The organism is Pseudomonas sp. PIC25, assembly GCF_002286785.1.
Lineage (GTDB): Bacteria > Pseudomonadota > Gammaproteobacteria > Pseudomonadales > Pseudomonadaceae > Pseudomonas_M.
This window is the reverse complement of record NZ_MUJY01000108.1, coordinates 1-20,277: the sequence shown is the minus strand read 5'-3', so window position 1 is coordinate 20,277 and position 20,277 is coordinate 1. Positions and strand designations below refer to the sequence as shown.

The 20,277-nt window shown below is 66.2% G+C and carries 19 protein-coding genes and 1 pseudogene; 1 reads left to right on the top strand and 19 read right to left on the bottom strand.

The genetic code is table 11. The features are described 5' to 3' along the window. Positions 1-35: 35 nt before the first annotated feature. Genes BZL41_RS12850 through BZL41_RS12830 form a run of 5 tightly spaced genes read right to left on the bottom strand, consistent with a single transcriptional unit; the run spans position 36 to position 4,155 of the window. Positions 36-632 (bottom strand): cytochrome c3 family protein, encoded by a 597-nt coding sequence (locus BZL41_RS12850; RefSeq protein WP_084336405.1) that lies wholly within the window; start codon positions 630-632, stop codon positions 36-38. Positions 633-642: 10 nt separating this feature from the next. After that, on the bottom strand, positions 643-1,167 hold the full coding sequence (locus BZL41_RS12845; RefSeq protein ID WP_095599661.1) for a nitrate reductase cytochrome c-type subunit: 525 nt from the start codon (positions 1,165-1,167) through the stop codon (positions 643-645). Between the two features lie 11 nt (positions 1,168-1,178). Beyond that, on the bottom strand, positions 1,179-3,683 hold the full coding sequence (gene napA / locus BZL41_RS12840; RefSeq protein ID WP_095599660.1) for a nitrate reductase catalytic subunit NapA: 2,505 nt from the start codon (positions 3,681-3,683) through the stop codon (positions 1,179-1,181). Then, positions 3,680-3,940, bottom strand: a complete 261-nt coding sequence (locus tag BZL41_RS12835; RefSeq protein ID WP_095599659.1) for a chaperone NapD — start codon at positions 3,938-3,940, stop codon at positions 3,680-3,682. The genes napA and BZL41_RS12835 overlap by 4 nt, the downstream gene beginning before the upstream one ends. A gap of 38 nt (positions 3,941-3,978) precedes the next feature. Next, complete coding sequence (locus tag BZL41_RS12830) at positions 3,979-4,155, bottom strand: periplasmic nitrate reductase, NapE protein (RefSeq protein ID WP_084336409.1); 177 nt, start codon at positions 4,153-4,155, stop codon at positions 3,979-3,981. Between the two features lie 185 nt (positions 4,156-4,340). Here BZL41_RS12830 and BZL41_RS12825 point away from each other — a divergent pair, with 185 nt between their 5' ends. Next, entirely contained in the window at positions 4,341-5,969 is a 1,629-nt protein-coding gene (locus BZL41_RS12825; protein WP_095599658.1) for a Na+/H+ antiporter, read from the top strand. Positions 5,970-5,973: 4 nt separating this feature from the next. Here the strand turns inward: BZL41_RS12825 and BZL41_RS12820 are convergent, their stop codons facing one another. From BZL41_RS12820 to BZL41_RS12755, 14 genes and pseudogenes are all read right to left on the bottom strand, one after another. Then, entirely contained in the window at positions 5,974-7,890 is a 1,917-nt protein-coding gene (locus BZL41_RS12820; protein WP_095599657.1) for a DEAD/DEAH box helicase, read from the bottom strand. Positions 7,891-8,018: 128 nt separating this feature from the next. Next, entirely contained in the window at positions 8,019-8,420 is a 402-nt protein-coding gene (gene pcaC, locus BZL41_RS12815) for a 4-carboxymuconolactone decarboxylase (RefSeq protein ID WP_095599656.1), read from the bottom strand. Between the two features lie 44 nt (positions 8,421-8,464). After that, complete coding sequence (pcaD, locus tag BZL41_RS12810) at positions 8,465-9,253, bottom strand: 3-oxoadipate enol-lactonase (RefSeq protein WP_095599655.1); 789 nt, start codon at positions 9,251-9,253, stop codon at positions 8,465-8,467. 10 nt (positions 9,254-9,263) lie between these two features. After that, the gene (locus BZL41_RS12805; protein ID WP_168190988.1) at positions 9,264-10,643 is read right to left on the bottom strand and encodes a 3-carboxy-cis,cis-muconate cycloisomerase; all 1,380 of its coding nucleotides are present in this window, start codon (positions 10,641-10,643) and stop codon (positions 9,264-9,266) included. A gap of 183 nt (positions 10,644-10,826) precedes the next feature. Beyond that, positions 10,827-12,032, bottom strand: a complete 1,206-nt coding sequence (pcaF, locus tag BZL41_RS12800) for a 3-oxoadipyl-CoA thiolase (RefSeq protein WP_095599654.1) — start codon at positions 12,030-12,032, stop codon at positions 10,827-10,829. Then, positions 12,029-12,826: a CoA-transferase subunit beta gene (locus tag BZL41_RS12795; protein WP_095599653.1), complete on the bottom strand. Its 798-nt coding sequence runs from the start codon at positions 12,824-12,826 to the stop codon at positions 12,029-12,031. Before BZL41_RS12795 ends, pcaF begins: the two co-directional genes overlap by 4 nt. Then, on the bottom strand, positions 12,826-13,683 hold the full coding sequence (locus BZL41_RS12790) for a CoA transferase subunit A (protein WP_095599652.1): 858 nt from the start codon (positions 13,681-13,683) through the stop codon (positions 12,826-12,828). The genes BZL41_RS12795 and BZL41_RS12790 overlap by 1 nt, the downstream gene beginning before the upstream one ends. 210 nt (positions 13,684-13,893) lie before the next feature. Next, positions 13,894-15,243, bottom strand: coding sequence for an MFS transporter (locus BZL41_RS12785; protein WP_095599651.1), 1,350 nt, complete (start codon positions 15,241-15,243; stop codon positions 13,894-13,896). A 291-nt stretch (positions 15,244-15,534) separates the two neighbouring features. Continuing rightward, the gene (locus tag BZL41_RS12780; protein ID WP_095599650.1) at positions 15,535-16,377 is read right to left on the bottom strand and encodes an IclR family transcriptional regulator C-terminal domain-containing protein; all 843 of its coding nucleotides are present in this window, start codon (positions 16,375-16,377) and stop codon (positions 15,535-15,537) included. Positions 16,378-16,472: 95 nt separating this feature from the next. Further along, positions 16,473-16,832, bottom strand: a pseudogene (locus tag BZL41_RS12775) (AEC family transporter); the annotation flags it as partial. A 51-nt stretch (positions 16,833-16,883) separates the two neighbouring features. Further along, positions 16,884-17,489, bottom strand: a complete 606-nt coding sequence (pcaG, locus tag BZL41_RS12770; RefSeq protein WP_095599649.1) for a protocatechuate 3,4-dioxygenase subunit alpha — start codon at positions 17,487-17,489, stop codon at positions 16,884-16,886. 10 nt (positions 17,490-17,499) lie between these two features. Next, complete coding sequence (gene pcaH / locus BZL41_RS12765; RefSeq protein ID WP_095599648.1) at positions 17,500-18,219, bottom strand: protocatechuate 3,4-dioxygenase subunit beta; 720 nt, start codon at positions 18,217-18,219, stop codon at positions 17,500-17,502. A 120-nt stretch (positions 18,220-18,339) separates the two neighbouring features. Next, positions 18,340-19,272: a pca operon transcription factor PcaQ gene (gene pcaQ, locus BZL41_RS12760; RefSeq protein WP_095599647.1), complete on the bottom strand. Its 933-nt coding sequence runs from the start codon at positions 19,270-19,272 to the stop codon at positions 18,340-18,342. A gap of 24 nt (positions 19,273-19,296) precedes the next feature. After that, on the bottom strand, positions 19,297-20,004 hold the full coding sequence (locus BZL41_RS12755; protein WP_095599646.1) for a lipoate--protein ligase family protein: 708 nt from the start codon (positions 20,002-20,004) through the stop codon (positions 19,297-19,299). Between the last annotated feature and the right edge of the window lie 273 nt (positions 20,005-20,277).

Sequence of the window (20,277 nt, the reverse complement as noted above, 5' to 3'; positions counted from 1 at the left end):
TTTCGCAGGATTCGCCGCGCCTGGCAAGCCGGCCATCACCAGCCTGGCACGCCGCGCATGTCCGGGAGGCGGTGGGCGATGCCCTTGTGACAGTCGATACAAGTGGCCTCGCCGTTGGCCAATGCGGTGGAGTGGAACTGCGCGGCGCGCGGGCTCTGGCGGGTGAAGTCCATATAGTCGAAGGCGTGGCAGTTGCGGCACTCGAGGGAGTCGTTGGCCTTCAGCCGCGCCCACTCGTGCTCGGCCAGTTCGCGGCGCATGGCGAGGAATTTATCGCGGGTGCTGATGGTGCCGAAGATCTTGCCCCACACCTCCTTGGAGGCCTGCATCTTGCGAGCGATCTTGTCGGTCCACTTGTGCGGCACGTGGCAATCGGGGCAGGTGGCGCGCACCCCGGAGCGGTTGCTGTAGTGGATGGTGTCCTTGATCTCCACGTACACGTTGGAACTCATCTCATGGCAGGAGATACAGAACGCCTCGGTGTTGGTGGCCTCCAGCGCGGTGTTGAAGCCCCCCCAGAAGAAGATCCCGGCGATGAACCCACCCAGGGTCAGGGTGCCCAGGCTGTAATGCACACTGGGCCGGCGCAGCACCACCCAGTAACGCTTGAGGAAGGCGATAAGGGCTTTCATCCGATCCCCCTCAGCGCTGCCGGTTGCTGCTCGGCGGCAGCTCGTGCTGCAACAGCACGTCGATGTTCTTGAAGCCGTTCTCGACCAGCGGCTTCACGTCCTGCTGCGGCACGTGGCACTGGGTGCAGAAGTAGCGGCGCGGCGCCACCGCCGCCAGGGTCTGGCCCTCGCGGTCGGTGTAGTGGGTGATGCTGATCATCGGCGCCTGGGCCTGCACGCTGGCGGCGCGGCTATGGCAAGCCAGGCACTTGTTGCCGTTGATATCCACTTGGTAGCCGCGGATGGCGTGGGGGATGGTCGGCGGCTGCTCCGGGTAGTTGCGCTCGCGGCGGATGTCTTTGTTCTCCTCGTCATGCAGCGGCGGCGGAGTGAATTCCTGGGTGAGGGTCCCGCCGGGGCGACGGCCGGACGGCGCCGGCGCATCGAGGGGATAGTCGGGGGCGGCGGCCACCGGCTTGCCGGTCGGTTGTGGATCGGCGGCGATGGCCAGGCCCAAGGCGGCGAACAGCAGGACAGGCAGGTAATGGAGCTTCACGGCGTGTCTCCTCAGGCAAGGCTGACCACTTCGATCTTCACCGCGCACTTCTTGTAATCGGTCTGCTTGGAGATCGGGTCGGTGGCGTCGAGGGTGACCTTGTTGATCAGCTTGTTGGCGTCGAAGAACGGCACGAACACCAGCCCTTGCGGCGGCTTGTTACGGCCGCGGGTCTCGATCCGCGCCTGCATCTCGCCGCGCCGGCTGATCACTTTCACCACGCTGCCGCGCCGGGCGTTGAGCTTGCGCGCGTCCTCCGGGTGCATATAAACCAGCGCATCGGGCACCGCACGGAAGAGTTCGTCGACTCGCTGGGTCATGCTGCCGGTGTGCCAGTGCTCCAGCACCCGGCCGGTGCTGAGCCAGAACGGATATTCCTCGTCCGGCACCTCGGCGGGCACTTCGTAGGGCAAGGCGAAGATGATCGCCTTCTTGTCCGGCTGGCCGTAGAACTGCACGCCGCTGCCCTTGGCCACGTAGGGATCGTAGCCCTCGCGGTAGCGCCAGCGCGTCTCCTTGCCCTCCACCACCGGCCAGCGCAGCCCGCGTTCCTGGTGGTAGACGTCGAAGTCCGCCAAGTCATGCCCGTGGCCCCGGCCGAAGGCGGCGTATTCCTCGAACAGGCCCTTCTGGATGTAGAAGCCGAACGCCTCGGCCTCGTGGTTACGGTAGTCCTTGGCGATCTCGGTCTTCGGAAAACGATCCACCTGGCCGTTGGCGAACAGCACCTGGTACAGCGTCTTGCCCTTGTACTCCGGTGCCTTGGCCAGCAGCTCCGCCGGCCAGACCTCGTCGGTAGTGAAGCGCTTGGAGAATTCCACCAGTTGCCAGAGGTCCGAGCGCGCCTCGCCGGGAGCGTCCACCAACTGGTGCCAGAACTGCGTGCGCCGCTCGGCGTTGCCATAAGCCCCCTCCTTCTCCACCCACATGGCGCTGGGCAGGATCAGGTCGGCGGCCTGGGCCGAGACCGTCGGGTACACGTCGGAGACGATGATGAAGTTCTCCGGGTTGCGCCAGCCGGGCAGGATCTCCTGCATGATGTTCGGCCCGGCCTGCATGTTGTTGCAAACCTGCGTCCAGTACACCCGCAGGGCACCGTCCTTAAGCTGACGGCTCTGCTCCACCGCATGGAAGCCGGGCTTCTCCTGGATGGTCCCGGCCGGCAGCTTCCAGATTTTCTCGGCGGTCGCGCGGTGCTTGGCGTTGGCCACCAGCATGTCGGCAGGCAGGCGGTGAGCGAAGGTACCCACCTCCCGCGCCGTGCCGCAGGCCGAGGGCTGGCCTGTGAGTGAGAAGGGGCTGTTGCCCGGCTCGCTGATCTTGCCGGTGAGCAGGTGCAGGTTGTAGATCAGGTTGTTGGCCCACACGCCCCGGGTGTGCTGGTTGAAGCCCATGGTCCAGAACGACATGACCTTCACCTTCGGGTCCGCATACAGCTCGGCCAGCGCCTTCAGCCGCTCGGCCGGCACGCCGGTTTCCTTGGCCGCGTGCTCCAGTGTGTAGGGCTTGAGAAATTCCACGTACTGGTCGAAATCGATGTCGCTCCAGGTGTTGGCCACCGCTGCGTTTTCCGCCTTCAGCTCCAGCGGATCGGTGGGGCGCAGGCCGTAGCCGATGTTCTGCGCGCCCTTGGCGAAACGGGTGTACTTCTGCACGAAATCACGGTTCACCGCGCCGCTCTGCACGATGTGATTGGCGATGTAGTTGAGGATCACCAGGTCCGTCTGCGGCTTGAACACCATGGGGATATCGGCGAGGTCGAAGCTGCGGTGCTCGAAGGTGGACATCACCGCCACCTTGACGTGGGGCGCGCCCAGGCGCCGGTCGGTGACCCGCGTCCACAGCACCGGGTGCATCTCCGCCATGTTCGAACCCCAAAGCACGAAGGCATCCGCCGCCTCGATGTCGTCGTAGCAGCCCATGGGCTCGTCCATGCCGAAGGTGCGCATGAAGCCGAACGCCGCCGAGGCCATGCAGTGCCGGGCGTTGGGGTCGAGGTTGTTGGAGCGGAAGCCGGCCTTCATCAGCTTGTTCGCCGCATAGCCTTCCCAGATGGTCCATTGCCCCGAGCCGAACATGCCGATGGCCTGGGGCCCGCCCTGGGCCAGGGCGGCCTTGTACTTCTCCGCCATGATGTCGAAGGCCTGGTCCCAGCTCACCGGCTGGAACTCGCCCTGCTTGTCGTAGCGGCCGCCCTTCATCCGCAGCAGCGGCTGGGTCAGGCGGTCCACGCCGTACATGATCTTCGACAGGAAGTAACCCTTGACGCAGTTGATGCCGCGATTGACCTCCGCCTTCATGTCGCCGTGGGTCGCCACCACGCGGTTGTCCCGCGTCGCCACCATCACCCCGCAGCCAGTGCCGCAGAAGCGACAAGGCGCCTTGTCCCACTTGAGGTTGGTGGCATCCGCCTCGGTGACCAGGTTGCTGGCGCTGGTGACCAGGGGAATGCCGGCCACGCTCGCCGCGATGGCGGCGGCATTGGCCTTGGCGAACTGGCGTCGGGTCAGGCTCATCGGGCTTCTCCTTCGTGATCGAGGAGTTCGTGGTAGACCAGCACGGCATTGAGTACGCCGGGCAGGCTCTGGATCTGGTCGAGCCGTTCGAGAATGCGGCTCTCGTGCTCCGCCTCCAGCACCACTACCAGCTTGCCGGCCGGGCTTTCCTGATGCAGCTCCAGATCGGGCAGCAGACGCAGGTTGTCCTTCAGCGCGGCAAGCGCCTCGGGACGGCAATGGACCAGCAGACTGGCGATATGCAGGACGTCATCCATGAGGATTCCCTGACGGTATGGGGCTTTAGCGAGGACGATCAACCCGGCCCGGGCGGGCCGAAGATCAGCATCTGGAAAATCCATACGACGAACCCGTAGGCCGCCACCAGCACGACGCTGAGGATCGGGAACAGGAACACGATGAGAAAAATGAAGAGACGGGTTTCCGCTTGCTTGCTATCGGGTGCAGGACGGCCTTGGGGGGTCGAATGCATGGTCGAGGCTCGCGCAGGTCGTTTCGGGAAAGCATAGTTGCCCGGCGTGGCACGCAAGTCCTTCCTTTCTCCAACTGGACGAACGGTCAGGTTTTGCACCTTCCCCGGCTATTCTTACGTCCGTTACCAGATTCATTGCGCCAAGTCATGGAGCCGGTCTCGCCCGCCGTATAGAGTCGCCGCCAATGGATATTCTCAACCTCATCTTCCTGCTCCTGCTCGCCGTCGCCATCAGCCGCATCGTGGCGAACGTCTTCCCCGTACCGCTGCCGATCCTGCAGATTCTCATGGGCTGCGCCATCGCCCTGCCGCCGTTCGGCATGCAGGTGGAACTGCACCCGGAACTCTTCATGCTGCTGTTCATTCCGCCGCTGCTGTTCTATGACGGCTGGCGGATACCCAAACGCGAGTTCCGCGACCACGGCGGGCAGATCGCCGCCATGTCTCTGCTGCTGGTACTGATCACGGTGGTGGTGGCCGGCTATGTCATCCATTGGCTGCTGCCGTCGATTCCACTGGCCGCCAGCTTCGCCCTCGCCGCCATCCTCTCGCCCACCGACGCGCTGGCGGTGATCGCCATCGCCCAGGGCCGGCTGCCGCGCCACATGAGCCATCAGCTCGAAGGCGAAGCGATGATGAACGACGCCACCGGCCTGGTGTCATTCAAGTTCGCCGTCGCCGCCGCGGTGACCGGCAGCTTCTCGCTTTCTTCAGTGGCCGGCGGCTTTCTCCTGGTCGCCCTCGGCGGCCTGGCCATCGGCGCCGGGCTGAGCTGGGCGGTCGGCAAGCTCAAGCAGTGGATGACGTCGCACAAGCTCTACGACCCGTCGAGCTACGTGGTCACCATGCTGCTGTTGCCCTTCGCCGCCTTCTTCCTCGCCGAGCACGCCGGCATGTCCGGCATCCTCTCGGCAGTGGCCGCCGGCATGGTGCAGAGCCGGGTCGACATGCTGCCGGTGAAGACCAGCACGCGCATCATCAACCGCAGCATCTGGGAGATGCTCGATTTCAGCTTCAACGGCCTGGTGTTCCTGCTGCTCGGCCTGCAATTCCCGCGCATCATCGAGCGCGTCTGGATGAACGCCAGCGGCGAGAGCTACAACCTGCCCCTGCTGATGCTCTATGCCGTGCTGATCATGGTGCTGCTGCTGGTGATCCGCTACGCCTTCGTCTACGCCTACCACCACTGGGAGGCGCTGGTCGCCCGCCTGCGCGGCAAGCCTCGCGAACCGCAGCCGGTGGCCCTGCTCTCCGCACTCAGCTCGGTGGCCGGCGTGCGCGGTGCCATCACCCTGGCGGGCGTGCTCTCGGTGCCGCTGATGATCGGCGATGCACCCTTCCCCGGCCGCGATCCGATGATTTTCATCGCCGCCGCGGTAATCATCCTCTCCCTGGCCATCGGCAGCTTCGGCGTGCCCTACTTCCTCCGGTTCCTGCCGATGAACGACCTGGAAGAGCACGAACAGGAACTGCGCAAGGCCCGGCGCGCCGCGGCGCAGGCGGCGATCCGCTGGCTGGAAGGCTGGAAACAGTCGCACCCCAGCGGCGACGCCGACGCAGCACTGCGGGTCAACGAGGTCACCACCGGGGTGATCGAAGCCTACCGTCACAACCTCGAAGTACTGATGGACCGCCACGACATGGCCAACCAGGCCCGCCGCACCAAGGCCCTGGAGACGGAAATCCGCATCAAGGCGATCCAGGCCGAACGCAAGGAGCTGTACCGCCTGCGCAAACGCCATGTCATCGACGACCAGATGCTGCAGGAACTGATCCGCGAGCTGGACTATGCCGAGGCGGCGCTGATGGGGTGATGCCTCAGCGACCGCGCTGCGCCAGTACCTGCGTCGCGCCCTGTACTTTCGCGGTGAACCAGAGCACCCGGCTCACACCACGGGTGATCGCCACATAGGCCAGGCGCAGCGCCTCGTCGGCCATGGCTTGGTCGTAGCTGTTGCGGAAGAACCCGGAGTGCGCGTAGAGCGCGTTGCGCAGCGGGTGTTTTTCCGGTGGCATGCAGTCGTCGACGATGATCGCCACCTCGGCCTGCAACCCCTTGGCACGGTGAATGGTATAGCCCTTCACCGGCAGCGCTTTCTTCAGTTGCGCCTGGATCTGCTGCAACGGCTCATTGCGCCGGCTCAGCAGCAGTACCGCCGTGCGCTCGGCCGAGCCCTTGGCGGCGACGTGCTCGCACTGCGCATCGATCTCCGCCAGCAGCTCCGGCAACCGCGCCTTGAGATCGAAGCGCGGCACCAGCTTCACCCCGTGATCGCCCGGCTGCATCGCCTTGAACGCCTTGCTCGTCTTGGCCTGCTTGAACGCCACGCCGTCCAGCACCGCCTCGGCATCGCGGATTACCGGCTCGATGGAGCGGTAGTTGGTTTCCAGCAGCAGCACGGCACTCTTGCGCTTGCCCTTCGACGGGAAGTGTCGGTCGAAATCCATGAACAGTTCCGGCGAGCTGCCGCGCCAGCCGTAGATCGACTGCCAGTCGTCGCCGATGGCCATCAGGCTGACCTTCTCCTTCTCGCGGACGAGCCGCCGATGGACCGCCTGCAACCAGAGGACGATCTGCGGGGAGATGTCCTGGAACTCGTCGATCAGCAGATGGCTGAGCGGCCGCAGGGCCTCGGCCGGAACACGGCCGCCGTCTTCCAGGGTATCGGTGAGCCGTTGGAAAGCGCCGTTGAAGGTCGTCAGGCCCTGCTCCGTCAGCCGCGTTTCGAAGCGCTGCCAGAACAGCGCCAGCGCCTCGACGAAACAACGCTCCCGCGGCGAGCAGGATAGCGCTTGGGCAACGATCCGTCCGGGGCGCAGACCGATGCTTTCCATGAACCCCGCCTGTACATAGAAGGCCTCGAACAATGGCAGCGCGGCGAACTCGCCGGCGAGGGCGAAACCGTCCAGTGGCGCCTTGGGCTTGCCCTTGGCCTCCTCCGGGGGAGGCGGCAGGTCCAGCAGGCGGTGCACCCGTTCGCGGAAGGCCGGGTCCTTGGCATAGGCGTCCTGGTAGACCTGCTTCAACAGCCGCTGCTGAGCCGGACGCAAGCGGCCGGATAGCAACGGGTTGTCCAGCTCGCCTTCCGCAGCGGGCTCGTCCAATTGCTCGAACCAGGCCGGATTGCCGAGCACCTCCTTGGCCAACGTGCCCATGGCCGAATGGAAGGTACGCACGCATTTGCGCGCCTGCGCGGCGTCGAACGGAAAGCCCCAGAAGCCGAGCACCTTCAGCAACTGCTCGCGTAGTTGAGCGCAGGAGGCATTGGTGAAGGAGATCACCGTCAACCGCCCCGGCTCGATGCCCAGGTGGCAGAGCATGAACACCACCCGCAGCACCAGGGTGGTCGACTTTCCCGACCCCGCCCCGGCGAAAATCCGCGTGAGCGGCGCGCGCCCCAGGATCATCGCCCACTGCTCGTCCGACGGCGCACTCACAACCCCCGCCCGCACCGCCTCGGCAACCCGCTCGCGCATCGCCTGCACCTGCGCCGCTGCCACCGGCATCAGCGTTGCCGGGTAGATGCCAGTACTCGCCGGCTTGGGCTTGGTATCGGCGGTTTTCCTTGCGCGGGGCTTGGCGCTCCTGGCTCCGGCTTTCTTGCTGCGCGAACGCGGCTTCGCCTGCGCAGCCGCCGCCTCGCGCTCGGTCCGCAGATAGGCCGTGGTACGCGGGAAATAACGGGCCAGCATCCCGGACAGGAGCGCCTTGTAGCGCTCGACAGCAGATGGCATTCGGCTATCTCAAAAATGGGCTAAGACGCGGAATGATAAGGGTTTTTTGTTGGATGGTGCGGAATGGATGGGGTGTTTGGTCCGTCTGGTAGGGTGAGCCTGGCCAAGCGACTGTCCACCCCGTCCGCTCATCCCTCCGGCCGCAGCGACTCCACCCCCAGTTCGTCCCAGACTTCCTCGGCCAGGTGGAAAGTGGCGTTGGCCGCCGGGATGCCACAGTAGATTGCGCTCTGCATCAGCACTTCCTTGATCTCGTCGCGGGTCACGCCGTTGTTCTTCGCGGCTCGCAGGTGCAGCTTCAACTCGCCCTCGCGGTTCATGCCGATGAGCATGGCGATGGTGACCAGACTGCGGGTATGGCGCGGCAAGCCCGGCCGGGTCCAGATGTCGCCCCAGGCGTGGCGGGTGATCATTTCCTGGAATTCCTGGTTGAACGGCGTCAGGTTCTTCAGGCTGCGGTCGACATGGGCATCGCCCAGCACCGCGCGGCGGACCTGCATGCCGGCTTCGTAGCGTTCTTTTTCGTCCATTTTTCAGTCCCTAGGAATCAAATTCGCCCACAGAAGCCAAACAATCAACCCAGCAGGAAATCCAGCACGCGACGAGTGAACCGGTCGCCCGCCTCGACGTTGGAAAGATGCGCGGCGGTGAATTCGGCCAGTTCGGCACCGGCGATGCGCGCCTGCATGAAGCGGCCATTCTCGGTGGTGGTGACCGGGTCCTGGCTGCCACAGACGATCAGTGTCGGCGCGGCGATCGCACCCAGCGTCTCGCGGAAGTCCGCATCGCGCACGGCGGCGCAATTGGCGGCGTAGCCTTCCGGCGAGGTGGCGGCGAGCATCGCGGTGATGTGCGCGGCCTGGACCGGCTGCGCTTCGGCGAAGGCCGGGGTGAACCAGCGGGCGATGGAGGCATCGCGCAGGTCGCGCATGGCCTGCTGGCCGCCCTTGAGCACGATGTCGATGCGGGTGTTCCATACCTCATCGTTGGCAATCTTCGCCGCCGTGTTGCACAGCACCAGCTTGCTCAGACGCTCGCCGGCATGGATGCCCAGCCACTGGCCGATCAGCCCGCCCATGGACAGGCCGCAGAAGTGCGCCCGGGGAATGTCCAGCGCGTCCAACAGGGCCAGCACGTCGCGGCCGAGCTGTTCGACGGTGTACGGCCCCGGCGTCACCCCCGATGCGCCATGGCCACGGGTGTCGTAGCGCAGCACGCGGAAATGCTCGGTGAAGGCCGGCATTTGCACATCCCACATATGCAGATCGGTGCCCAGGGAGTTGGACAGCACCAGCACCGGCGCGCCGGCCGGGCCTTCCAACTGGTAGTTCAGGTCGCCATCGGCGAGGTGGAGATCAGCCACGAAACGCTCCTCAACGGGACAAGGCTTGGTGTTCGGCCAGGGCGCGCTCGACCCAGCGGCGCGCCTGGCCCAGGTAGTGGGCCGGATCGAACAGGCGATCCAGTTCGGCGGCGGAAAGCTGTGCGGTGACTTCGCCGCTGTTGCCGAGCACCGCGCGCAGATGGCGCTGTTCGGCGACGGCCTGGCGGCAGCAGCGCTCGACCAGCTGATGAGCCGCCTCGCGACCGATGCGCTGGGCCAGGGCGATGCTCACCGCCTCGGCCAGCACCAGGCCCCGGGTCAGTTCGAGGTTGGCGCGCATCCGCGTGACGTCTACTTCCAGGCCAGGGACGATAACCAGGGCATGCTGCAGAGCGCCGGATACCAGGCAGCAGAGTTCCGGCAGAGTCTCCCACTCGGCATGCCACAGTCCGAGGCTGCGCTCATGCTCCTGTGGCAAGGCGGCCAGCAGGGTCGCGACCAGCCCCGGCGCGCGGGTGGCGGCACCGATCAGCACGGCGGCGCCCACTGGATTGCGCTTGTGCGGCATGGTCGAGGAACCGCCCTTGCCCGGCGCGGAAGGCTCGAAGGCCTCGCCCACGTCGGTCTGCATGAGCAGGCTGAGGTCGCGGCCGAGCTTGCCCAAAGTACCGGCGACCAGGCCGAGCAGCGCGGCGAACTCGGCGAGGCGGTCGCGCTGGGTGTGCCAGGGTTGGTCCGGCAGGTTCAGGTCCAGCTCGCGGGCCAGGGCCTGGCTCACCGGCCAGGCCTGTTCGCCCAGGGCGGCGAGGGAGCCGGAGGCGCCGCCGAATTGCAGGCAGAGCAGGCGTGGTTCGATTTCGGCGAGGCGCTGGCGATGCCGGGTGATGGCGCCGAGCAGGCCGGCGAGCTTCATACCCAGGGTCACCGGAGTGGCGTGCTGGAGCCAGGTGCGCCCGCTGAGCACGGTATCGGCGTGACGCTCGGCCTGTTCGGCCAGCGCCTCGGCCAGTCGCGCCAGATCGCCGTTCAGCAGGCCAAGAGCCTGGCGCAGTTGCAACACCAGGCCGGTGTCCATGGCGTCCTGGCTGGTGGCACCGAAATGGACGTAACGCTCGGCGTCGGCATCGCGGGTAGCGATGCGCTTGCCCAGCGCCTTGACCAGCGGGATCGCCGAGTTGCCCGCACTGACGATGGCTTCGGCTAGGTTGGCAGGGTCATAGAGATCGGCCTTGCAGGCGGCCTCGATGGGTTCCACGGCTGCGGCCGGGATCACCCCGCAACGCGCCTCCGCCCGCGCCAGGGCGGCCTCGAAATCGAGCATGCCCTGCAAGCGGCCGGCATCGGAAAACACCGTGCGCATGGCCGGAGCGGTGAAATAGGCATCGAAGAGTTGGTTGGTCACGTTGGAGTTTCCACAGGTGTTCGCCATTTCAGCCTAGGTTCGCAGCACGGCGGCGGCGAATCCACCGGTTGGTGAGATCGGTCGAGCCAAGGGGCATCGCGAATGAATTCGCTCCCACAAAAAAACGGTGCCCGACGAGGCCGAATCACGCTTATCAGAAGGCCGGCCCGAGCCCCGTAGCCTTTCCATCGGCCCGGACCGGCCAAACCGTCAAATCCGCTCGATGGCCAGGGCCAGGCCCTGCCCTACCCCCACGCACATGGTCGCCAGACCGCGGCGACCGCCGGATTTTTCCAACTGGTGCAGCGCGGTCAAGACCAGGCGCGCGCCGCTCATACCCAGCGGATGGCCGAGGGCGATGGCGCCGCCGTTGGGGTTGACCTGCGGGGCGTCGTCGGTTAGGCCGAGGTCGCGCAGCACGGCCAATCCCTGGCTGGCGAAGGCCTCGTTGAGCTCGATGACGTCGAAGTCGGCGATCCGCAGGTCGAGGCGCGCCATCAGCTTGCGTACCGCCGGCACCGGGCCGTAGCCCATGATGCGCGGCGCGACGCCGGCGCTGGCCATGCCGAGCACCCGGGCGCGCGGCCGCAGGCCATGCTTTTCCACCGCTTCGGCCGAGGCCAGGATCATCGCCGCCGCGCCGTCGTTGACGCCCGAGGCATTGCCGGCGGTGACCGTCTTGTCCGCACCGTTGACCGGCTTGAGCCTGGCCAGGGCCTCCAGCGTGGTGTCGGCACGCGGATGCTCGTCGTGCTCGACCAGCGTCTCGCCCTTCTTGTGGACGATCCGCACCGGCACGATCTCTTCGGCGAAGAACCCCGCCTCCTGGGCCGCCGCCGCACGTTGCTGGCTGCGCAGGGCAAAGGCGTCCTGGTCGGCGCGGGAGATGCCGTACTCATCGGCCACGTTGTCGGCGGTCTCCGGCATCGAGTCGACGCCGTACTGCTGCTTCATCAGCGGATTGACGAAACGCCAGCCGATGGTGGTGTCCTCGATCTTCATGTTGCGCGAGAAAGCGGCATCCGCCTTGCCCATGACGAAGGGCGCACGGGACATGCACTCCACGCCCCCGGCCAGGGCCAGCTCCATCTCGCCGGCGGCAATGGCGCGAAAGGCGGTGCCCACCGCGTCCATGCCCGAGGCGCAGAGGCGGTTCAGGGTGACGCCCGGCACGCTTTCCGGCAGCCCGGCCAGCAGCAGTGCCATACGCGCCACGTTGCGGTTGTCCTCGCCGGCCTGGTTGGCGCAGCCCATGAACACTTCGTCGATGGCCGCCGGGTCCAGGCGCGGGTTGCGCTCCAGCAAGACTCTCAGCGGGATGGCTGCCAGATCGTCGGCGCGCACCGCCGAGAGTGCGCCGCCGAAGCGGCCGATGGGCGTGCGCACGGCGTCGCAGATGAACACCTCGCGGCTCATTCCTCACCCCCTTGCTGACCGTGTGCCGCCGCCGTGCGGGCTTCCAGGGCGCGCAGAGCGCTCAGCTCGGTCTCGTCGGGCGCGGGCGTCTCGGCGACGATGGGCGCGAAGCGGATCGGCCAGCCAGTGGCTTCGATCACCTGTTCGCGGGTCACTCCGGGGTGCAGCCCGGTGACAATGAATTCGTTCGTGCCGGCTTCCGGCTCCATGATGCAAAGGTCGGTGATGATCGCCACCGGCCCCTTGCCCGGCAGGCCGAGTTGCTGGCGATGATCGCCGCCCTCGCCATGGCCGACCGAGGTGACGAAGGCCAGCTTGTCGACGAAGGTGCGATGCGACTGCTTGAGGATGATCAGCACCTCCTTGGCCGAACCGGCGATCTCCGGCGCACCGCCGGCACCCGGCAGGCGCACCTTGGGCTGCCGGTAGTCGCCGATCACGGTGGTATTGATGTTGCCGTACCTGTCCACCTGGGCGGCGCCGAGGAAACCCACGTCGATACGCCCGCCCTGCAGCCAGTAGCGGAAAATCTCGCCAGTGGGCACCACAGTGTCGGCGGTCTCGGCCAGCTCGCCGTCACCGATGGACAGCGGCAGCACCGACGGCTTGGCGCCGATGGGGCCGGATTCGTAGATCAGCACCACATCCGGCGACGAGGTCAGGCGCGCCAGGTTGGCCGCCTTGGACGGCAGGCCAATGCCGACGAAGCAGACCGCGCCGTTCTTCAGGCGGCGGGCGGCGGCCACGGTCATCATTTCGTTGGTGCTGTAGTCACTGGTGGAGAGAGCGCTCATCACGGGGCCTCCTGCTGCGCGGCCAATTTGTTCAGGTGCTCGGCGTAGTCGGCGGTGCCGCGGATGTATTCGTCGATCCAGGCACTGAAGCTCTCGCGGCTGCGGGCGATCGGGTCCCAGGCCTGGTAGAAGCGGTTGTCGCGCTCGTAATAGCCGTGGGCGTAGGACGGACGGGCGCCGCCCGGCACGTGGCAGACGGCGGTGAGTGCCCAGGTCGGCAGCACGCAGGCGTTCATCGGCGCGTTCAGGCCGTCGACGATCTCTTCCACGGTGACGATGCAGCGCTTGGCCGCCAGGGCCGCTTCCTTCTGCACACCGAGGATGCCCCAGAGCAGCACGTTGCCCTTGCGATCGGCCTTCTGCGCGTGGATCACGGTGACGTCCGGACGCACGCTCGGCACCGCCGCCAGCACCTCGCCAGTGAACGGGCAGGTAACGGTCTTCAGCATCGGGTTGACCTTCGGCAGGTCGGAACCGGCATAGGCGCGCAGAACCGCGAACGGCAGGCCCGAGGCGCCGGCGACGTAGGCATTGGCCAGGTCGGCGTGACTGTGCTCCTCGATCTCCAGCGGCTGCGGCCAGCCCTTCTCCACCGCGTCGCGCAGACGGTGCAGCGAACCGACGCCAGGATTGCCGCCCCAGGAGAAGATCAGCTTCTTCGCGCAACCGGCGCCGATCAGCAGGTCGTAGACCAGGTCGGGAGTCATGCGCACCAGGGTCAGGTCTTTCTTGCCCTGGCGGATAAGCTCGTGGGAGGCGGCAGTGGGAATCAGGTGGGTGAAACCTTCGAGGGCGACGGTATCGCCGTCGTGGACGAAGCGTCCGACCGCTTCGCGGAGGGTGAGTAACTCAGCCATGGTCGATCTCTTGTGCTATCCGGCGCGACAGAACCGGGTTGAGACAAACACTAGGCGGAGCGACTCGGGCAAACAATCCGATAATCGACTATCCGTGCGAATATCGAACACTTCTTCAGATTCACCCGAGCCCTGAAACGACGACGCCCCGGCACGCCGGGGCGTCTGTCCTGCGGCTCTAACGACGCGCAGCAGGTATTGAACAGGCCCTCAAGTGGCGTCGGCGTGACTCACCATCCCCTTCACCAATACCGCCAGGGTCGCCAGAGCCGCAGGCACCACCAACGCCGTGAGGACCTGTTCGAAGCTCCAGCCCAGCCCCAGCAGGGTGGCGCCGATCCAAGCACCGAGGATGGCGCCGAAGCGGCCGATACCGATCATCCAGGACACCCCCGTTGCCCGTCCCTGGGTCGGGTAGAAGCGCGCCGCCAGCGACGGCATGGCCGATTGCGCACCGTTGATGCACATGCCCGCCAACAGCACCAAGGTAGCCAGCAGCGCCATTTCGCCGAGGCTCTGGCCGACGCAGTAGGCGAATACCCCGGCCATCAGGTAGAAGGCGCCGACCACCTTGTGCGGATCGATCCGGTCCATCGCCCAGCCTACCCCCACCGCGCTGAGCACACCTCCGAACTGGAACAGCGCGCCCATGAGCGCCGCCTGTTCCATGCTCGCACCGCTGTCGCGCATCAGGGTCGGCAGCCAACTGGTGAGCAGGTAGATGATCACCAGCCCCATGAAGTAGGTCATCCAGAGCAGCAGTGTGCCGGCGCTGTAGGTGCCGGAGAAGATCACCCGGAACATGTTGCGGCTCTGTACGGTTTTCTGCTCCGGCACGCTGAAGCTGCCGGCCATGGAGACCTCGGCCGGCGCGATGGGTGCCAGGGCCCGGCGAATCCGCTCCGCGTCATGGTTGCGCACCACCAGGTAACGCGCCGATTCCGGCAGCCAGAACAGCAGTGCGACGAGCAGTGCCAGTGGCAGCACCCCGCCAACGAACAACAGGCTTTGCCAGCCGAAGGTCGGGATCAGCGCGGCGGAGATGAAGCCGCCAGATGCCATGCCCAGGTTGAACCCGCAGAACATGCCGGTGACCAGCAGCGACTTGAGGCGCTCCGGGGTGTACTCGGAGACCAGCGTGCCGGCATTGGGCATCGCCGCACCAAGGCCGAGCCCGGTGAGGAAACGCAGCACGATCAACTGTTCGAGGTTGGCACTGAAGGTCGCCATCAGACTGAACACACCGAACAGGAACACCGCGCCGATCAGCACCAGCTTGCGCCCGAAGCGGTCGGCCAGCGGCCCGGAGCCGAGCGAGCCGAATACCATACCGCCCAGCGCAGCGCTCATCACCGGGCCGAGGTTGGCGCGATCGATGCCCCAATCCTGGGTCAGCGCCGGAGCGATGAAACCCATGGCCGCGGTATCCAGGCCATCGAGGAATACGATCAGGAAGCACAGCACCACGATCCGCCACTGATAGACGGAAAGTGGCTGGGTATTGATGAAGTTCTGCACGTCCAGGTGGACGGCAGCCGGCATGTCGGCGGGGCTGTTCATGCGTTCGATTCCTGTGGAGGGCGAGGGAAACGCGGACGACCGGCGGCGGTGTCAGCGAAAGCGACAGGAACGGGTGTGAAGCCTGGCGGCCGCAGGGCGATGCCGCGTAAGGGTGTGGTCATGCTGACTCTCGTTGTTCTTGTTGTGGTCATGCCGCGCATCACCGCAGCAGGCGCGCGGACGAAAACGGCCGTCCCAGACACTACGAAGAGGCAACGGAGAGTTCAATTCGATAATCGCCAAAACGTTCGATCAGCGAACGCTTTGACGATTCAAGGGTTGCCTGAAGGATCAGGCATAGAGCCGCGTGCTCAATTCGCGGCTGGCCACCAGCAATGCCGGGAGGAAGCGGTTTTCCAGCTCCTGCCGGCTGACCCGGCCGGCATGAGTGCCGACGTTCAGCGCCGCCAGCACCTGCCCGGAAGAGTCGCGCACCGGCACCGCCAGCGAGCGCAGGCCGACTTCCAGCTCCTGGTCGATGATCACCCAGCCCTGCCGGCGGATGTCCTCGATGCTGGCGCGCAGCGCCTCGGGTGTGTGCAGGGTGCGGCTGGTCTTCACCTGCAGGTCGGCATGGCTGAGGTAGTCGTCCAGCGCGGCATCGTCCAGCGCCGCCAGCAGGATGCGGCCCATGGACGTGCAGTAGGCCGGCAACCGGCTGCCGACGCTGAGGTCCACCGAAATCAGCCGCTGCGGCGTCGCCGAGCGGGCGATGTAGAGAATCTCGTCGCCCTCCAGGGTGGCCATGGAGAAGGCTTCGTGGAGTTGCTCGCTGAGGCGGTCGAGGATCGGCTGGGCGGTGACCGCCAGCGGCGTCGAGGACAGGTAGGCGTGGCCGAGGGTGAGCACCTTGGGCAGCAGCGAATAGCTGCGTCCGTCGGTAGTGACGTAGCCCAGCTTCATCAGCGTGTGCAGGCAGCGGCGCACGGCGGCGCGGGGGATTTCGGTGCGGTGGCTGATCTGCGCGATGGTCAGGTGGCGCTTGCGCTCCTGGAAGGCATGGATCACCGCCAGGCCCCGGGCCAGGGAGGTCATGAAATTGGGATCGCCGGTGAAGGCCTCGATGCGCTTGGCCGGCGACGCAATGATCGGCGGCGCCAGGGTGGACAGGCTGGGGCGGGAATCGTCGTGCATGGTGGTAATCCCGGTTGGCGAGGGCTGGGCCGATTATCGAACCGAGGTTCGATAATCGCAACCAGCCGCTTCGCCATCCCTCGGCAGTGCGGTCGTTACCGCAACAGGCCGACGAAGACACTGATCGTGAGGAACGACAGCACGGTACAAACCACCAGCGCCGCGGCACAGCGGCCCTCCAGACCGTAGCGCTGGCCGAGGATGGGGAAAATGCTCATCATCGGCGCGCAGGCGAACAGGACAGCCGCCGTGCGCAACGCCTGATCGGCGGCCGGCAACAGCCCGAAGGAAATGGCCAGGATGATCGGGTGGCGCAGCAGGCGGCGGAAGGTTCCGATCAGCGCCCCACGCAGGCCCTCGCCGCACTGCCGGCCCAGTTCGGCCAGCGCCAGGGCCAGCGGGATCATCAGCAGGTTCTCCACCATCATGCCGAGGGCGCCTCGAACTGCCGCCGGACAGGTTGCGGGATGGGTTCGACAAGTCCGTCCCGGCCGGGCTCTTCAGGCCTAGAAGTCAAAGAAGACGGTTTCCCCTTCCCCCTGGATGCGGATATCGAAGCGGTAGGCGGTCTTGCCGTCCACCTCGCAGCGCCGGGCCACCAGCGTCTCGCGCCGTTGCGGCTGCTCGATCAGGTTGAGCACCGGGTCGGCGGCATTGGCCGTGGCCTCGTCGTCGAAATAGATCCGCGTCTGCAAGTGAATGTTGATGCCCCGGGCGAACAGCGCCACGTTAATGTGCGGCGCCATGGGAACACCGGCAGCGTTTTTCGCCACGCCCGGTTTCACCGTATGCAACGCCCACTCGCCGGCGTCGAAGGTGGTAGCGGTGCGGCCGAAGCAGTTGAACGGCTTTTCCAGGTCGTAGGCCTCATCGTAGCGGCCCTGGTGATCGGCCTGCCAGAACTCGAGAAAGGAGTCGCGCACCAGGTGGCCGTTGCCGTCGAACACCTGGCCGATGAGCAGGATGTGCTCACCCGGGGCGTCCGCCTTGGCCATGCGGTTCCAGATTTCCTGGTCGCGGGTCGGGTTGCCGGCGGCGGCCAGGGCCAGGCCTATGTGCACGTAGGGGCCGGCGGTCTGCGAGGGGGTTTCCGGCAGCAGGTCGAAGTTCATGGTCGGCACCTCACTGGTTCTCGAAGAAGGTCTTGCGCTGGCCGCGCAGCACGATGTCGAAGCGGTAGGCCAGGCAGTCCATCGGGTTGGCCATGCTCATGTCCAGGCGGGCGATCAACGTCTGCACCGCGTCCGGGTTGGCGATGGATTTGACGATGGGGCACTTCGGAATCAGCGGGTCCCCTTCGAAGTAGAGCTGGGTGATCAGCCGCGTCGAGATCGACGGGCCGGTAATGGAAAAGTGGATGTGCGCCGGCCGCCAATCGTTCGGGCCGTTGCGCCAGGGGTACGGGCCCGGCTTGATGGTGCGGAAGTAATAGTGGCCGTCGCCATCGGTCAGGGTGCGACCGACACCGCCGAAATTCGGGTCGAGCGGTGCCAGGTAGCGGTCGTTCTTGTGCCGGTAGCGTCCGCCGGCATTGGCCTGCCACATCTCCACCAAGGTATGCGGAATCGGCTTGCCGTACTGGTCCATCACCCTGCCGGAGACGATGATCCGCTCCCCCACCGGCAGGCCGCCGTTGTTGAAGTTGAGCAGCAGGTCGTTGTCGTGGCGGCCCATTTTCAGGTGGGAGAAATCCGGTCCGCTGGTTTCCGAAACGGACTGCGGAATACTCACCAGGGCCTGGCGTGGCGAACGCGGCACCGAAGTCTTGTAGTCGGGGGTGAAGGCTTTCGGATGCCAATTGCGGTCACGGATGATGAACCGGCGGTTGTCCGCATCGTGCATGTCGCGCACTCCTCTTGTTGGACTTGTGGAGTCGGCCTGGCGAGCAGGCGGTCCACGCAGTGTCCGGCAAAGCGGTGCACGGGAAAATTGAAAAGCTGCCGGGCGTCCATAACCATTTGGTTATGGAAGAGCCCCCTCGCGGTACTCTGCCGCCACCTCACGCAGCACCTCGCAGAAACGCAGCGCTGCAGGCGGCGGCGTCAGCGCGGCGTTGCTGCAGATGCCCACCGAGCCGCCCGGCTCGCGGATGCCCAGGTCCAGTTCCATCAGTTCGCCCTGGCGCAGGTCCAGGCGCACCGCGTCCAGCGGCGCTACCCAGAGTGCATCGCTGCACAGCACGTAGCGCCGGCTCAACGCCACCGAGATTGTCTCCAGGCGCTGGCGCGGCTGGGCCACGCCGCATTGCACGAACAGGCTGTCGGCATACTTGCGGATGGTGGTGCCGGCCAACGGCAGTACCAGCGGGTAATCGCCCAGGCGCTCGAGATCGGCCGGTGCACGCGCCAGCAGCGGATGACCGGGGCGCACCACCAGGGTCATGGATTCGCTGTACAAGTGCTCGAAAGTCAGGCCCTGGATTTCCGGGCTGTCGGTCATGCGTCCGACCACCAGGTCCAGCTCTCCGACTCGCAGTTGCGCCAGCAGGAAGGCGCTGGGCCCGGTGGCAACACTGACCACCAGCGCCGCGTGGCGCTCATGCAGTCGGCGCACCACCTCCGGGATCAGCAGGCTCTCCACCGTGGACAGCACGCCGACCCGCACCAGCCCCGCCTCATGGGCACCGCCACGGAGCACGTTCACCCCGTCGCGCAGGGCCTGCACACAGGGGCCGGCATAGCGCATGAAGTCGACGCCCGCGGCGGTCAGCGTCACTCCGCTCCTGCCGCGCTCGAACAGGCTGGCGGCGAGAATCTCCTCCAGTTCCTTGAGTGTCTTGGAGATCGCCGGTTGGCTCACCGCCAAAGCATCGGCGGCCTTGGCGAAACTGCGCTGGCGGGCCACCTCGAGGAAGCAGACCAGGTGGCGAAACTTGATGCGGGTGTCGATGTTCATCGTGGGCGGCACTCGTCCCCGTGGTCAGTCGCGCAGGCCGAGGCCGCCCAGAGCGGTGCGGTAGCGCTGCCAGAGATCGGCGCTGCGCGGCCAGACCTCGTCCAGGCATTCGTCCAGGGCTATGTGGGCATCCACCCGGCAGCGGTCGTCCAACCCACAGCGCTCATAGAACGCATTGACCAGCTCCACCATCGCCTGCCGCTGGTTCTCCATCAGCACTGCGCCATGGGCCAGCACCACGTTGCGCCCATCGCCCGGCCGGCGCCGCCAGCGCTGCGCCGTGCCGACCAGCTTGCGGCCGCGCAGATTGACGTTATAGCGGCCGTCGCAGAACGCCCCCTCCACCTCGCCCAGCCCCGGCTCCAGACCAGCCGCACGCAGCCAGTCGCAGAGCGGATCGCACAGGCGCAGGTAGGCGGTCTCCAGGCGTGTCAGCTCGCTCTCCTCGCGCGGCACCGCATAAGCCAACGCCACGTTCAGCACCGCCGGCGACTGCGGCACCGGTTCGCCGCCGGTATCGCGCAGCGCCACCGGCCAGCCGAGTGCCTGGCAATGCGCCTGCGCCGCCTCGAAGCCGGCCAGCCGGCTGAGCCGCCGCGGCATCACCAGGGCCTGCTCCAGCGGGCGCCAGAACAACAGCCCGCAATCCCGCTCGCCGCTGTGAATGCCATCCAACAGAGCACGCTCGGCATCGAGCCCGGCTTCGACCGGATGGCGCTGGATAAACGTCATGGGCAGGCCCCTGGGTAGGAAAAGCGCATGATCATACAAGACCGCTGCGCTGTCGCCGTCCAGACTGAATGCCCACCATCAGGAACCGATGAACATGACCGATTACCGTCCCATCAACCTCGCCGCGAAACTTGGTCTCATCCACGACCACTGGGCTCCCAGGGTCGTCGCGGAAGTAAACATCCACGTTCGTAGAACGTGGACTTGCTTTTGGCCCCCTAGAAGGGGGCACGGCCAGCCCTCAAAGAAGGCTGGCCGTCCATATCACGCTAT